Genomic DNA, 15,617 nt, shown 5'->3' on the forward strand with positions numbered 1-15,617 from the left:
ATTAATCCTCCTTCTTTTGCAACGGCGCAAATTGAGCAATGAGACGTTTCGGTCCCTCCGACTTGAAGATAATATCAAGTTCGACTGTATCTCCTTTGACATTGACATTTGAGACCATTCCTTCGCCCCATGCTTTATGGATGACCTTATCACCTACATGCCAATCAGTCGTTGTCGCTGCTGCACCAACCGTTGTTCCTGTTGTGCGCTGACTAAAGCCACGTTTTTTCGGCTGACCTGTGCGTTTATGCGGCGCAATAGATACGCTCGGTTTCGGTCTTTCCAATAAATCTTCTGGAATTTCGTTTAAAAAGCGTGAACGAACGTTTGATTGTGGTCTACCAAATAATGTTCTTGACGTTGCATGTGTTAAGTAGAGGACTTCTTCTGCACGTGTGATTGCTACATAGCAAATACGACGTTCTTCTTCCATTTCATGATCATCCCCACTCTTAATCGCACGAATATGTGGGAATAATGATTCTTCCATACCGATAATGAACACAACTGGGAATTCTAACCCTTTCGCAGAATGCATCGTCATCAATGTGACACCTTCGTCAAAGTTTGCTTCATCAACATCTGCGACTAGCGATAAGTCAGTTAAAAAGTTAATGAGTGACTGCTCTTCAAGTGGCGTATTCTCTTCATAATCTTTTGGTACCGACATGAACTCATCTAAGTTTTCCAAACGACTACGTGATTCCAACGTATCTTCCTTTTCAAGCATACTTCTGAAGCCTGACTTCGTTAATACTTCATCAACAATCTCTGTGATTTCTAAAAACTCTTGTTCTTTCATCAAATTTGACATCAGCATATAAAATTCCGCTGCGGCTTGTGTCACTTTTTTGGATAAACCAATGAAGTCAACTTCAGCTAATGCGTCAAACATGCTGATTTCATGATCGTTTGCATAGTCCTTGATTTTTTGAATAGAAGATGAGCCAATACCACGCTTTGGTACGTTAATAATACGCTCTAGACTAATATCATCAGCACTATTCGCAATGAGTCGCAAATAACTTAATAAGTCTTTAATCTCTTTGCGGTCATAGAACTTCATGCCACCAACCATGACATACGGGATATTCGACTTCATGAGCGTTTCCTCTAGCACACGAGATTGCGCATTTGTACGATATAAAACAGCCATGTCTTTCAATGACTTGCCTTGTTTTTGATTTTTCAAAATTTCTCTCACGACATATTGTGTTTCATCACGTTCACTTGTCGCTTCATAATAATGAATCTGTTCTCCTTCTGAATTAGATGTCCAAAGACCTTTTGGTTTGCGTTCACTATTATGACGAATGACTTCATTGGCTGCGGTTAAAATTGTTTTCGTCGAACGATAGTTTTGTTCCAAAAAGATCGTCTTCGTTGTCGGATAATCTTCTTCAAACGACAAGATATTTTGAATATCTGCACCACGCCAACCATAGATCGATTGATCGGAATCACCGACTACGCATAAGTTTTTAAATTTTTTCGCAATCATATTCACCAATGTATATTGTGCTTTGTTGGTATCTTGATACTCATCGACATGAATATATTGAAACTTATTTTGATAATATTCTAATACATCTGGGACACGTTCAAATAATTTAATCGTTGTCATAATTAAATCATCAAAGTCTAACGCTTGGTTACGAATTAATTGTTTTTGATATCCTTCATACACTTTTGCGACCATGATAGCTTTATAGTCATGTGCTTCTTCCATTGCTTTTGCAGGTGACTTTAATTCATTTTTTAAATTACTGATCTGTGAAATAAAGTATCTTGGTTCATATTGTTTTGAATCGATATTTTCACGCTTCAATACATCTTTAATGACAGATTTTTGGTCTGTTGGGTCAATAATTGTGAAGTTACGTTCAATACCAATACGATCGATATCACGACGGAGAATACGCACACACATTGAATGGAAAGTTGACATCCAAATGACTTCTCCAGCTTCACCAACGAGTGATTGGACACGTTCTTTCATTTCTTTGGCTGCTTTATTTGTAAATGTAATCGCCAAAATATTGTAAGGAGATACAGACTTTTCATCTAATAAATATGCGATGCGATGTGTTAACACACGTGTCTTTCCAGAGCCTGCCCCTGCCATAATTAAAAGTGGCCCTTCCGTTGTACGCACCGCTTCACTCTGCTCTGTATTCATATTTTTTAAGAGTGGATTCATTATGCTCTCTCCTTTATTTTTGTTGTTTTTAGCGCTTCTTTTATGTTTTCATAGATGACATTGCCGACAATAATGGTGTCTGCAATACGTGCCATTTCTTCAGCCCGCTTGAATGAATCAATGCCACCACCATAGAATAGTTGTGTGTCTGTTAAACAATGACGTGCTGCCTGTACTGTATCCGGATCACCATATTGTCCACTATATTCGAGATAGAGTACGGGTAAATGGTAGACATCATTAGCCATTTGCGCATAAGCTTCAACATCTTCAACTTCTAAGTTTGTTGTCGCACTTGTTAGCGTTGCAACTTTACTCTCAGCGTTCAAAACGACATAACCTTCAAAGATGAGCTCTTCAAAGTTAATCATATGCCCATATTGTTTTAATGCTTCATGAAGTAGTCCATTGTGAAACTTGACATCTGTGCTATTCAAAACAGTTGGTACAAAATAAAAATCAAATCCCGGCATAATGCTCTCAAGATTTGAGACCTCAAGCACGAGTGGGAGTGGATATCGACGCACACGACTCATCAACTGAATAACATTATCTTCAGTGACATCATCCGTACCACCGATCATAATTGCATCAGTTTTTGACATACAAAGTGCTTCCAAATCCTTATCAGAAATCGCTTTCGCTGGGTCTAATTTAAATATATGACGCCATTGTTTTATATCGTACATCACACACGTCTCCTTTAAATTTTCGTAACTTATATTATAGCATTTTTAGAAGATGTGTGGGAGTCAGAAGCGAGAAACTGAAGGGGGGATATTTCGTATAAAACTGTGAAACACATACACAAATTTCATCTTATAAAACACTGCGTAATTCAGATAAAGTACATCCGGTACATCATTTAAAAAAGAGACGAAAAAACGTCTCTTTTTGTCCAACTTCAAAATATTCTTCTAGCGTTGTCTCTTCGTTATGGATCGTTTGTGCTAATTCTTTTCCAACATATCTCAAATGCCACGGTTCATATTGATATCCTGTGATGGCTTCCTTCCCTTCAGGATAACGAATGATAAAACCATATTTATGCGCATGGTCTTTGACCCATTGTCCTTCTGGTGTTTTAACAAACGATGTTTTGAAGTCATCGCTCGCGTCAACTGAACCTACATCAAAAGCAAGCCCTGATTGATGTTCTGAATGTCCGGGTTTCGCACTATACTTGTCAGCCGCTGCTTCTCCGTCTCTTGAGACATAACTCCGATACAATTGTTGTTGCGTCTCATAAGAGCGAAAGCCACTTCGAAATACAAGATTCACATCGTCTTGACGACTTTCTTGAATCATTCGATCTAATTGTTTTCTTGCTTCAGCATTTTCACCCGGCGCATAATCACTCGGAAGGCTCACTTTCTTGTTGACTAGAAGATGTCCGTCTACATAAGTCACACCGTCTTTTCGTGTCACTTTGTGCTGTTCCTTTTTCTCAGCAACTTGCTGCTTGTTTGGTTCATCTGTCTCATCATGTGTCCCACATGCTGATAACATAAGTGATGCGATACTTGCTGCTAAAAATAATTTCTTCATCCCTGCACTCCTGTATATCCATATTCTAACGATGTTCAAAGGTGATAAACGCAAAACAACAGCAGAACTCTCCACTGAGATATCTCTGCTGTTATTGTCTTGCTTCTATTTTTTTGTTTCAATATTCATTCGCTCTAAAATCATAGTATAGGCGTCATTCCCCCACTGTAACGAGCGTTTCACACGTGAAATCGTCGCCGTTGATGCACCTGACTCCTGTTCAATTGTTGCATAAGTGTAGCCTTGTTTAATCATTTTGGCAACTTGTAAACGTTGTGATAATGACTGAATTTCATTTACTGTACACAAATCATCAAAAAATTGATAGCATTCTTCGCGTGTTTCTAATGTGAGGATAGCGTCAAATAATTCATCTAGTGCTTTTCCACGTAACTTCTCAATTTGCATGCAAACAACCCCTATATCTTAGAATATCTATTCATACGATTGCATGAAAAGATAAAGCGTAGCTGTCCTATTCTAGACCTACTCTTTTAAATATTGTATCAACTTGATTAAGGTGATGTCTAGGGTCAAAGCACATATCTAAGTCTTCTTTTGAAAGTTTATCCGTAATTGTAGGGTCTGCTTCTACTAATTCTCTAAATGGTGTTTTCGTTTCCCATGATGTCATCGCTTTTGGTTGTACGGTATCATAAGCTTCTTCTCTTACCATACCTTTATCGATAAGTGCCAGTAAAACACGTTGAGAATAAATAAGACCGAATGTTTTATTCATGTTCTCGGTCATATTTTCTTCATAAACAGTTAAACGATCAACAATATTTGTAAAACGGTTCAACGCATAGTCTAACGCAATCGTGACATCTGGTAACATGATACGTTCTGCAGAAGAATGTGAAATATCACGTTCATGCCATAATGCAACGTTCTCATATGCTGTTGTGATATAACCACGGATGACACGTGCAATTCCAGTAATGTTCTCTGAGCCGATTGGGTTACGTTTATGCGGCATTGCTGAAGAACCTTTTTGTCCTTTTGCAAATGCTTCCTCGACTTCACGTGTTTCTGTTTTTTGTAGGTTTCGGATTTCAACCGCAAATTTTTCAAGAGATGTTGCGATCAGACTTAATGTTGCAATGTAATACGCGTGGCGATCACGTTGCAATGTTTGTGTTGAAACAGGAGCTGCCGCAATACCAAGATGTTTACATACGTACGCTTCGATTTCTGGTGGAATGTTGGCAAATGTACCGACTGCACCACTCATTTTGCCCACTTCAATTTCTTCACGAACACGCTTGAAACGTTCCATATTACGTTGCATTTCTGCATACCACAACGCCATCTTCACACCGAATGTCGTTGGTTCTGCATGAACACCGTGTGTACGTCCCATCATTAACGTTGTTTTGTACTTTTTCGCTTTTGCCGCTAATACGTCAATAAAACGTTCTAAATCTTTTTCGATAATATCATTCGCTTGTTTCACTTGATAACTTAATGCTGTGTCTACAACGTCTGTTGATGTTAACCCATAATGCACCCATTTACGTTCTTCACCTAATGTTTCAGATACTTGTCTAGTGAACGCAACAACATCATGGCGTGTTTCTTGTTCAATTTCTTTTGCACGTTCAACATCTACACGTGCATGCTCACGAATTTTCTTTACATCTTCTTTCGGGATATAGCCCAATTCGCTCCATGCTTCACTCGCTAAAATCTCAACTTCCAACCATGCTTCATAGCGGTTTTGGTCTGTCCAAATACGTGACATTTCTTCTCTTGAGTAACGTTCAATCATTCGTCAAAAACTCCTATCTCAAATAATAGTTTTATTATAGCAAACCAACAATAACAATACATTCTCTATTCAACCAAATTTATCGTTCGGAATCAACCACTAAATAGCTATAAATATAAATCGTACAGCCTGAAATATACTTATAAAACGAACTTTTGTTTGTGAGACTTCTATAAAGTTCGCTTTTCTATGGATTTAAGCATGTTTTCTCATAGATTCGCTATTTAAGATTCTGTATGATCGATTTTCTTTCCGGTAAAGATAATTTCTTGTCTCAACACTTCTACACTACCGTCTTTATTCTCTTTAAATACCGGCTTTTCAAAACGTTTGATTGGCATATAACCAGCTGCTTTCATGCGTGCCAAACAATCTTGTATCGTTTCATTTTCTTCAACTTGAAATTTCATCTGTATCCTTCGCCTTTATAGTATTATATCGTCTCAATCCTCTATCATTTAGGCCATGTAAAACGTGTATATGCTAGTTCACGTTTATGTGCATTTCTTACAAAATGGCGTTCAATAACTTCCGCATCTTCAGGTGACACGGTCTTGCCTTCTAAATAGTCATCGATTGCATTGTATGTGACACCGAGTGCTACTTCGTCCGGCAATTGTGGTTTATCATCTTCTAAGTCTGCTGTTGGCACCTTTTCATATAAATGTGCTGCCGCACCTAAATACTTCAAAAGCTGACGTCCTTGACGTTTATTCAACCCAAAGAGTGGTGCAATGTCTGCCGCTCCATCTCCATGCTTCGTGAAAAAACCTGTAATATTTTCTGCGGAGTGATCTGTGCCTACGACAATGCCACTAGTATTGGCTGCAATTGCATATTGAACCTTCATACGTTCACGTGCTTTTTCATTTCCTTTTTGAAAGTCAGTCAACGTGAAGCCGGCCGCCTCCAACGATGCAACACTTTGATCGACTGCCGGTTGAATGTTCACCGTTACGATGCGGTCAGGTTCTATAAAATTAAGCGCATCCTCGACATCATCTGCATCCCGTTGGGTACCATATGGTAACTTCACCGCGATAAACGTATAGGGTTGCTCTGCTGTTTCATTCAATTCGTTGACAGCAAGTTGCACTAGTTTACCTGCCAATGTCGAATCTTGTCCGCCCGAGATGCCGAGCACGAGTGTCCTAACAAATGCATGTGCTTTCACATATTGTTTAATGAAGTCTTTGATCGTCTCAATCGTTTCTGCACTATCAATCGTTGGTGTTACTTTCATGTCATTCACAATCATTGCTTGCATTTTATTCATATGCTTCCTCCATCTCTTTGACCTTTTCTGCTACTTCAAAGATACGTTTCTGCTTGTTTTCCCAACATGCCGTACTCAAGTCAACCGGATACTCTTCTGGGTTTAAATAACGCTTGTTTTCATCCCATAATAAGTTCAGATTATCTTCCAAATACGCTTTCGCAGATTTTTCCGATGGACATGTATAAACAAGTTTGCCATCTTTAAAAATATCTTGGTGCAAATCAACCGCTTTAAATTGTTTGATGAACTTAGTTTTATACGTATGAATTGGATGGAACATTTTCAATGGTGATTCTGCATTTGGATCTTCATGTTCTAACGTAATGTAATCACCTTCAGCCTTATTCGTCTTCGTATTAATGACACGATAAACACGCTTCACACCAGGTGTTGTCACTTTTTCAGCGTTATTAGACAGCTTAATACGGTCAACGTATTCGCCCTTTTCATTTTCAACAGCAACCATTTTGTACACAGCGCCTAATGCAGGTTGTTGGTATGCGGTAATTAACTTTGTTCCAACTCCCCATGAATCCACAGTGGCTCCCTGTGCCTTCAAGCTGGAGATTGTCGACTCATCTAGGTCATTCGATGCAATGATCTTCGCATCAGGAAATCCTGCTGCATCCAACATTTTTCGTGCTTTTTTTGATAAATATGCAATATCACCCGAATCAAGTCGAATTCCGATAAAGTTGATTTTATCCCCCAATTCTTTCGCAACACGAATAGCGTTTGGTACGCCTGATTTGAGTGTATGGAATGTATCCACTAAGAAAACACAATTTTTATGACGCTCAGCATACTTTTTAAATGCGACATATTCATCACCGTATGTTTGAACAAAAGCATGTGCATGCGTACCAGATACTGGAATATCGAATAGTTTACCTGCACGGACATTACTTGTTGAATCAAATCCACCAATAATTGCTGCACGTGCCCCCCAGACAGCCGCATCCATTTCATGTGCACGACGTGTTCCGAACTCCATCAAGGTATCATTCGGTGCGACTTGTTTGATTAAACTTGCTTTTGTAGAGATGAGCGTTTGGAAATTAATAATATTCAATAAAGCCGTCTCAATAAGCTGTGCTTGAATAAGCGGTGCCTCCACACGCAGTAAAGGTTCATTGTTAAAGCATAGCTCTCCTTCTTGCATGGAACGAATATTTCCTGTAAATCGTAAATCTTTCAAATAAGCTAAGAAATCATCTTGATAGCCGATTGATCTTAAATAGTCAATATCGCTATGTGAGAAATGACAATTCTCGACAAATTCAATTACTCTACGCAAACCATTAAAGACAGCATAACCACTCCCGAATGGCATCTTTCTAAAGTAGATATCGAATACCGCTTTGCGTTCGTGAATGCCATCAAACCAGTACGATTCCGCCATATTAATTTGGTATAAGTCATTGTGTAGCATCAAGCTATCATCATCATATTGATACATTATCGTATTCCCTCTATTCACCATTGTTATTTTTGATATTAGTTACGTCAATCATATCATAGATACATGATTATCGTGTATTGTGAGTAAGTTAGAAAATGTACAATTCTGAATGAGGAGTGAGATAGAGATTGGAACACCCTATATCGCCTTCTCAGATTATAAATATCTCAGCACTGTTGTCCCACTCCGGCAAGGGTGACTAGAAGTTTGTAAAATATTTTCACTTCAGACATTACCTGTCATTACACTTATTTCTACACCTTAAAGGTGAAGAACTAGGCACTATATCCCACCCCTTTTCACCACACATCAAATCTTCTTTTCAACGAAATACTAACAATCTCATGACATTCATACGACAAGTATCATTTATATGGTAAGATTTCACTATCATAAGTGATGAGGTGGGAAAATGTTACAACAAGCACGCACATTTATAACTGACATGTACAACGAATTAAACCTTGCAGAAGAGGCTTGTACCGAACGTCTCGCAAGTATTGAACGAGAAATCGCAGAAACAGGCACATATCGACATACCACAGAAGAATTAACATATGGTGCACGTGTCGCATGGCGCCAATCCAACCGCTGTATCGGACGATTATTTTGGGAGAAACTTACAGTCAAAGATGCACGAGATATCCAAGATGAAGATACTTTTATCAATGCAATTCATAACCATATTGAATATGCAACAAATGGTGGACGTATCAAACCAACAATAACGATTTTTGCACAATCGGACATCCCTGGTCCTAAAATTTTCAACAATCAACTCATTCGATATGCGGGCTATGCAGACAAAGGTGACCCAGCTGAGAGAGAAATCACACAACTCGCTGAACATTTGGGTTGGCGTGGAAAAGGGACTGACTTTGATATTTTGCCACTCATTTATCAACTGCCTAATCAACCAATAAAGTATCATACGTATCCAGAGTCTCTCATTATGGAAGTACCTATTCAACATAAAAATTATCCGAAAGTTTCAGCACTTGGTTTGAAATGGTATGCCGTACCCATTATCTCAAGTATGGATCTAAAAATCGGTGGCATTACTTATCCAACGGTCCCTTTTAATGGTTGGTACATGGTGAATGAAATTGCTGTGCGTAACTTTACTGATAGTTATCGTTACAATTTGTTAGAAACATTCGCAGAAGCAATGGGGTTTGATAACTTGCGCAACACATCCTTTAACAAAGATCGTGTGATGGTAGAAATCAATGACGCAGTCTATCAGTCTTTTCGACAAGCAGGTGTGTCAATGGTTGATCATCTCACCGCTTCCAAGCAGTTTGAACAATTTGAGCACAATGAAACACAACAAGGACGTACTGTCACTGGCAAATGGTCATGGCTTGCACCACCACTATCGCCGACACTGACATCAAACTATCATCACGGATACCGCAATGAAGTACGTGAACCGAACTTTTTTTACAAAGAAAAGACAACTTCAGGGTGTCCTTTCCACTAACTTCATGTACAATATATGAAAATGAACTGGACAGGAAGTGATTGTGATGAATCTCTATTACTTAGGCCCACAAGGCACATTTTCATACTTGGCAGCCAAACAATATTGTGATGAACAACCGCAGAACAATCTTGTCGCTAAAACACAACTTTATGAAGTGATGACTGCGCTATTAGAGGATCCTACAAGTCGAGCAATTGTTCCAATTGAAAATGCCATTGAAGGGACAATTAATATCGTGGCAGATACGCTTGTAGAACAGCCATTTACTGTGGTTGATGAAGTTCTCCTTGATATTACATTTGGTTTATATGGGAAGCCTGAACAAGCGTTAGATGATATACAAAAAGTCTATTCAATTGGTCCCGCAATCAGCCAAACACAGAAGTTCATTCATCAACATCACTTATCCTATGATTATACAACGAGTACGATTGCAGCCTTAGATCATATTGACGAAGCAACCGGCGCAATTATTCCGCTGGGTAGCGGTGAAGTCTATGGTTATGTGCCACTTGCGACTCATATAGAAGATTATGCACACAATCAAACACGCTTTCTCGTATTGCAACATGCTGATTTTACAACACAAGAGAGTGGCGACACTTGTTTACTCGTCATTACACCGAAACAAGATCAACCAGGGTTATTAGCAAGTGTCTTGAACACATTTGCACTCTTTCACGTCAACCTATCATGGATTGAATCTCGACCTTTAAAAACACAACTTGGTATGTATCGATTCTTCGTTCAAGCTGACTGTCCAAGCGAACATGCTTTAAATAAAATCATTACCATTTTAGAAACATTGGATTTTGAGATACAGTCATTAGGTCGCTTTAATTAATCTATTCATTAACAATCCCTTTTCAGCACATACTGAAAAGGGATTGTTTGTTAAATTTGTATTTTATGCATCACTTGTTTTTCTTTTGTTTTAGGCACATTGTTATCCGTCTGAAGTGTCATATCTTGAATCGCTGTCAATGTGATCGGCGCACAGTTCCCCGTAAATGTGTTTTCTAATATTTCGACATGTGTATGTGGTGCATCTTTGTGACTACGTATATGCATTGTATCTTTAGGACCAATATCAATAAATGTATTGTGAAGTACGAAAAACCCTTCGCCCCCTTGTTTGACTTGTGTTTTCCCATCAAGTGTCCACGCATTCTTACCTTGGTGCACACCCAAATAGCGAATACCCCCTTCACAGTGGTTAAAGACATTATGATGAATGTATATGTTCTTCCCTTTTAAAGGGGTTAACGCATAATCTTGCATGCCATCGAACACATTATTTTCAATAACGATTGTCTCATAAAAATGATTCACACGACTCGCGTGTGAGCCAATAGCACGATTCCACGCATGCATGTTACCTTCTTGTGAATTCCCAAAGTAACAATTTTCAATGATGACATGCTTCGTAATCGTTCCGTCATTGCGCCCAAACTTCGGAAACGCCCCTTTCACAAATAAATCTAATTGAATGGCTTCTGAGAATGAACGATCCCCATTCACATCGTAAAAACCGAGAAATTGACAATCATGAATGTGAACGCCATCTAATCCGCACGCATCAATGCCGTGTCCCCCGACAACATTTTTAACTGTGACACCTTCGACTTCCACTTCACGTGCATGACCTAAACACATTGCCGTATTGTTGTATGGATATTCATTGCCATTCATATCGAAAGTTCCCCCACGAATACGTATATAGCCGTTACCATCATAGTGATGATAACGTCGTAAACTCGAGCCATTTTTAATTAAAGCATCTCGTCCTTTACGCAATAGCGTAGCTCCTTCATCTAAAATCAAAGTAGTTCCTGCATAAATTTTTAAAGCCTTAACGATATAGTACGTTCCGGGTGGTATGTATACGGTAACTGGCCCTTTCTTCGCTTGATTCAAAGCACGTTGAATACCCATCGTGTCTCGCCATCTATTTTGTGTCGTTGCCCCAAATTTTATAACATTCATAACCAATTGTGTGGACGCCTCCTATATAAAAGTTATACTATACATAATAACTATATACCCAATTTTTAGGAGGAACAACATGACGCAACGTGCATTGCTAGTTGTAGACTATTCGTATGATTTTATTGCTGAAGATGGCAAGTTAACATGTGGTGAAGCAGGTCAACGTATTGAATCATTTATTGTACAACGTATTCAAGATTATATTGCTCAAGATGACAACGTCTTTTTCTTAATGGATTTGCACGAAGAGAATGACCCTTATCATCCGGAAACAAAGCTTTTCCCACCGCACAATATTGTTAGAACACCAGGGCGTGAATTGTACGGTGAAGTAAAAGCACTATATGACACAATTCAATCCAAAAGCAACGTGCACTTTATCGACAAACGTCGTTACGACTCTTTTTATGGTACATCGCTCGATGCATTGCTTAGAGAAAGAAATATTGACACCGTTGAAATTTTAGGTGTGTGTACAGACATATGCGTTCTTCATACCGCAGTGAGTGCCTATAATCTTGGATATCAACTGATTATTCCAACAGAAGGCGTCGCATCTTTTAATCAAGTTGGACACGAATGGGCATTATCACACTTTAAAGATACTTTAGGCGCAAAGGTAGAATAAACTGATACACGCATGATAAAATATGAGTGAGAAAAGTATATAAGGAGATTGAAACTATGACAACATATATTTTTGGTCATCAAAACCCAGACACTGATGCGATTTCATCAGCAATTATTATGGCAGACTTTGAACAACAAAATGGTAACAAAGAGGCAAAAGCATTTCGTTTAGGTGATGTAAGTCCTGAAACACAGTATGCGCTTGATCATTTTAAAGTTTCAGCACCAGAATTATTAACAGATGATTTAACAGATCAAGATGTGATTTTAGTCGATCACAATGAGTTCCAACAAAGTGCTGATACGATTGATAAAGCAGTTATCAAGCATGTGATCGACCACCACCGTATTGCGAACTTTGAAACAGCTGGTCCATTATACTATCGTGCTGAGCCTGTTGGCTGTACAGCAACAATTCTTTATAAAATGTACAAAGAACAAGGGTTTGAAATCCGTCCAGAAATTGCAGGTTTAATGATTTCAGCAATTATTTCTGACAGCTTATTATTCAAATCACCAACTTGCACGACACAAGATGTCAATGCAGCAAAAGCATTAGCAGAAATTGCAGGTGTTGACCTATATGCTTATGGTCTTGATATGTTAAAAGCAGGTGCATCTACTGCTGACAAATCTGAAGAAGCACTTTTAGATGCCGATGCAAAATCATTCAGCATGGGTGACTACACAGTGCGTATCGGACAAGTAAACACAGTCGATATTGACGAAGTATTCGCACGTCAAGAAGCACTTGAAAATGCGATGAACAAAGCAAGTGTTGACAACGGCTATGATATTTTCGTCCTTGCAATCACTGACATTATCAACAGTGACTCTAAAATCTTAGTAGTCGGTGCAGAAAAAGACACCGTAGCATCAGCATTTGATACAACGTTAGATAACAACACAGCATTCTTACCAGGTGTTGTATCACGTAAAAAACAAATCGTCCCACCTATTACAACAGCACTAACAAAATAATCTAATTCAAAGGTTGTGAATGGCTATGACATACGATATTAAAGAAACAGACAATAAATTCTATATCGGAGAAGATGTTCACGCACCACAAGCAGAGATTACATTCCTTTATCATGACGCGCAGACAATCAATGTAAACCACACATATGTCTCTCCAGAATTACGTGGTGGCGGTGTGGCAAAGCAATTATTCAATCGTGTTATTGAAAAAGCAAAACATGAAGATTTGAAGATTATTCCAACATGTAGCTATGTTAAGTTACAATTTGATAGAGATGCATCACTTGAATCATTAAGAGCATAATTCAACCTAAGGACTGGGCACATACACGCTCAGTCCTTTTATCACAAATAGAAAGGACTGCATACATGCAACAGATAAAAAAACAAGTCCAACACTCAAAGGAATACTTCCTGACACATGAAACAAAATCAATTAAGTTTCGCAAAAAACAATTGAAACGCCTATCGAAAAGTATTAAACAACATGATGCTGCATTAAAAGAAGCGTTGCTAACCGATTTAGGAAAAGGCAGCATTGAGGCTTATGCGACAGAGATTGGCTATACATTAAGTAGTATTAAGCTGATGCGCAAATCTATCGATAAATGGAGTAAACGACAAGCGGTAGATACACCGGTTCATCTATTCCCTGCAAAAAGTTTTATCGTTAAAGAGCCTTTAGGTACTGTACTGATTATCGGACCCTTTAACTACCCTTTCCAACTTCTATTCGAACCTTTAATTGGTGCAATTGCGGCTGGGAATACTGCAATTGTTAAACCATCTGAATTAACACCGAATGTGGCAAAAGTAGTAGAAGACATTGTTACAGACACTTTTGAACCAGAATATGTCTCAGTTGTTCAAGGGGGAGCTGATGTTATTCAAACACTTCTAGAACAGCCTTTTGATCATATCTTCTTTACAGGAAGTGAGCATGTTGGCAAGATTGTTTACAAGGCGGCAGCTGAGCAACTCATTCCTGTTACGCTAGAACTAGGTGGAAAGTCCCCTGTCATCATTGATAAGACAGCCAACTTGAAAGTAGCCAGCGAACGTATTAGTTTCGGGAAATTCATCAATACAGGACAGACTTGTGTCGCACCAGATTATATTTTAATCGATGAGTCGATTAAAGAGCCATTTATTCATGCATTGCGTACAACGTTGAAAGAATTTTACGGATCACACCCACTTATTAGTGAAGATTTAGGACATATCGTCAACGAACGCCATTTCGATCGCCTGGCAACTTTAATGGATGCACAGAAAGATCAATGTATCATCGGTGGAGAACGCAATGCGACACAACGCCGAATTGCACCAAGTATTTATGATAACGTGACTATCGATGACCCACTCATGCAAGAAGAAATCTTCGGGCCATTGTTACCAATCATAACGTATCAAGATCTTGATGAAGCCTTTGCATTTGTACAATCACGTCCAAAACCTTTGGCGCTCTATCTTTTTAGCGAAGATGAAAATACAACAGACCGCGTACTCAACGAACTATCGTTTGGTGGTGGGGCGATTAATGATACTTTATTGCATCTTGCCAATCCGAACCTTCCTTTCGGTGGTGTTGGTGCATCAGGTATTGGTCATTATCACGGAAAGTACTCTTTCGACACTTTTACACATGAAAAGTCCTACATCTTTAAAACAACAAAGCTTGAATCAGGCTTATTTTTCCCACCTTATCAAGGGAAGTTAGATGCGATTAAAAAAGTTTTTAAGAAGTAACAAAAATCAAGAGAATCAATATTAGGAGATAAGAAAAATGCAGAATAGTTCTGAAATGAAACCAATTGAAAAAGTTGTAACACTACAAGCCAATAAAGATACAGTATGGGATGCAGTTTCCACATCGGAAGGTATTGCTTCTTGGTGGATGCCAAATGATTTCGAAGCAACACCTGACAAAGCATTTACGCTTCATGCCGGAGAATTTGGCGATTCCCCCTGTAAAGTTAAGAAAGTTATCCCAAAAAATCATCTCAGTTTTTATTGGGGCAAGGATTGGGAGATTTTGTTTAAATTAGATGAAGTAGATTCTAAGACAACAAAATTTACGCTGATTCATTCTGGTTGGGATGAAACGAAACAAACTGAATTTGGTCAACCACATCCTGTTGTTCAACCATTTATGAATGACGGATGGGACGATATTGTAAAAGTTGCACTTCCTAAATATCTTGAACAACTTAAATAATTGTCAAAAAGTAACAGCCATATCTCTACACATAATACGTAGAAATATGGCTG

Annotated in this window: 16 protein-coding genes; 7 read left to right on the top strand and 9 right to left on the bottom strand. The window is 38.6% G+C overall.

All coding sequences use genetic code 11. From position 1 onward, the window contains the following. Nucleotide 1 precedes the first annotated feature (1 nt). The 8 genes from pcrA to MUA51_RS07665 all read right to left on the bottom strand — a co-directional run bounded on the left by pcrA (nt 2) and on the right by MUA51_RS07665 (nt 8,257). Complete coding sequence (gene pcrA / locus MUA51_RS07630; RefSeq protein WP_262559208.1) at nt 2–2,200, bottom strand: DNA helicase PcrA; 2,199 nt, start codon at nt 2,198–2,200, stop codon at nt 2–4. Continuing rightward, nucleotides 2,200–2,889, bottom strand: a complete 690-nt coding sequence (gene pcrB, locus MUA51_RS07635; RefSeq protein WP_262559209.1) for a heptaprenylglyceryl phosphate synthase — start codon at nt 2,887–2,889, stop codon at nt 2,200–2,202. Before pcrB ends, pcrA begins: the two co-directional genes overlap by 1 nt. Before the next feature lie 172 nt (nt 2,890–3,061). Next, nucleotides 3,062–3,748: a M15 family metallopeptidase gene (locus MUA51_RS07640; RefSeq protein ID WP_262559210.1), complete on the bottom strand. Its 687-nt coding sequence runs from the start codon at nt 3,746–3,748 to the stop codon at nt 3,062–3,064. Between the two features lie 105 nt (nt 3,749–3,853). Further along, a complete protein-coding gene (locus MUA51_RS07645) occupies nt 3,854–4,156 on the bottom strand; it encodes a YerC/YecD family TrpR-related protein (RefSeq protein ID WP_044360637.1) in 303 nt (100 codons plus the stop codon). 67 nt (nt 4,157–4,223) lie between these two features. Beyond that, the gene (gene purB, locus MUA51_RS07650; protein WP_095117414.1) at nt 4,224–5,519 is read right to left on the bottom strand and encodes an adenylosuccinate lyase; all 1,296 of its coding nucleotides are present in this window, start codon (nt 5,517–5,519) and stop codon (nt 4,224–4,226) included. 224 nt (nt 5,520–5,743) lie between these two features. Then, nucleotides 5,744–5,929, bottom strand: coding sequence for an NETI motif-containing protein (locus MUA51_RS07655; protein ID WP_262559211.1), 186 nt, complete (start codon nt 5,927–5,929; stop codon nt 5,744–5,746). 44 nt (nt 5,930–5,973) lie between these two features. Continuing rightward, nucleotides 5,974–6,795: an ammonia-dependent NAD(+) synthetase gene (gene nadE / locus MUA51_RS07660; RefSeq protein WP_262559213.1), complete on the bottom strand. Its 822-nt coding sequence runs from the start codon at nt 6,793–6,795 to the stop codon at nt 5,974–5,976. Next, nucleotides 6,788–8,257, bottom strand: coding sequence for a nicotinate phosphoribosyltransferase (locus MUA51_RS07665; RefSeq protein WP_262559214.1), 1,470 nt, complete (start codon nt 8,255–8,257; stop codon nt 6,788–6,790). Before MUA51_RS07665 ends, nadE begins: the two co-directional genes overlap by 8 nt. Before the next feature lie 415 nt (nt 8,258–8,672). Here MUA51_RS07665 and MUA51_RS07670 point away from each other — a divergent pair, with 415 nt between their 5' ends. Further along, nucleotides 8,673–9,743, top strand: a complete 1,071-nt coding sequence (locus tag MUA51_RS07670; RefSeq protein ID WP_262559215.1) for a nitric oxide synthase oxygenase — start codon at nt 8,673–8,675, stop codon at nt 9,741–9,743. A gap of 46 nt (nt 9,744–9,789) precedes the next feature. After that, entirely contained in the window at nt 9,790–10,590 is an 801-nt protein-coding gene (locus MUA51_RS07675) for a prephenate dehydratase (RefSeq protein WP_262559216.1), read from the top strand. 50 nt (nt 10,591–10,640) lie between these two features. Here MUA51_RS07675 and MUA51_RS07680 read toward each other — a convergent pair whose 3' ends face one another. After that, nucleotides 10,641–11,738 (bottom strand): glycosyl hydrolase family 28-related protein, encoded by a 1,098-nt coding sequence (locus tag MUA51_RS07680; RefSeq protein WP_481906499.1) that lies wholly within the window; start codon nt 11,736–11,738, stop codon nt 10,641–10,643. A 73-nt stretch (nt 11,739–11,811) separates the two neighbouring features. On the opposite strand from MUA51_RS07680, the gene MUA51_RS07685 reads away from it, so the two are divergent. The 5 genes from MUA51_RS07685 to MUA51_RS07705 all read left to right on the top strand — a co-directional run bounded on the left by MUA51_RS07685 (nt 11,812) and on the right by MUA51_RS07705 (nt 15,564). After that, nucleotides 11,812–12,363: a cysteine hydrolase family protein gene (locus tag MUA51_RS07685; RefSeq protein WP_262559218.1), complete on the top strand. Its 552-nt coding sequence runs from the start codon at nt 11,812–11,814 to the stop codon at nt 12,361–12,363. Between the two features lie 56 nt (nt 12,364–12,419). After that, nucleotides 12,420–13,346 (top strand): manganese-dependent inorganic pyrophosphatase, encoded by a 927-nt coding sequence (locus MUA51_RS07690; RefSeq protein WP_262559219.1) that lies wholly within the window; start codon nt 12,420–12,422, stop codon nt 13,344–13,346. Between the two features lie 25 nt (nt 13,347–13,371). Next, nucleotides 13,372–13,650, top strand: coding sequence for a GNAT family N-acetyltransferase (locus tag MUA51_RS07695; protein ID WP_262559220.1), 279 nt, complete (start codon nt 13,372–13,374; stop codon nt 13,648–13,650). A gap of 65 nt (nt 13,651–13,715) precedes the next feature. Continuing rightward, nucleotides 13,716–15,095: an aldehyde dehydrogenase gene (locus MUA51_RS07700; RefSeq protein ID WP_262559221.1), complete on the top strand. Its 1,380-nt coding sequence runs from the start codon at nt 13,716–13,718 to the stop codon at nt 15,093–15,095. A gap of 37 nt (nt 15,096–15,132) precedes the next feature. Continuing rightward, nucleotides 15,133–15,564 (top strand): SRPBCC family protein, encoded by a 432-nt coding sequence (locus MUA51_RS07705; protein WP_262559222.1) that lies wholly within the window; start codon nt 15,133–15,135, stop codon nt 15,562–15,564. The last annotated feature ends 53 nt before the right edge of the window (nt 15,565–15,617 follow it).

Source organism: Staphylococcus sp. IVB6214 (genome assembly GCF_025558585.1).
Taxonomy (GTDB): Bacteria; Bacillota; Bacilli; order Staphylococcales; family Staphylococcaceae; genus Staphylococcus.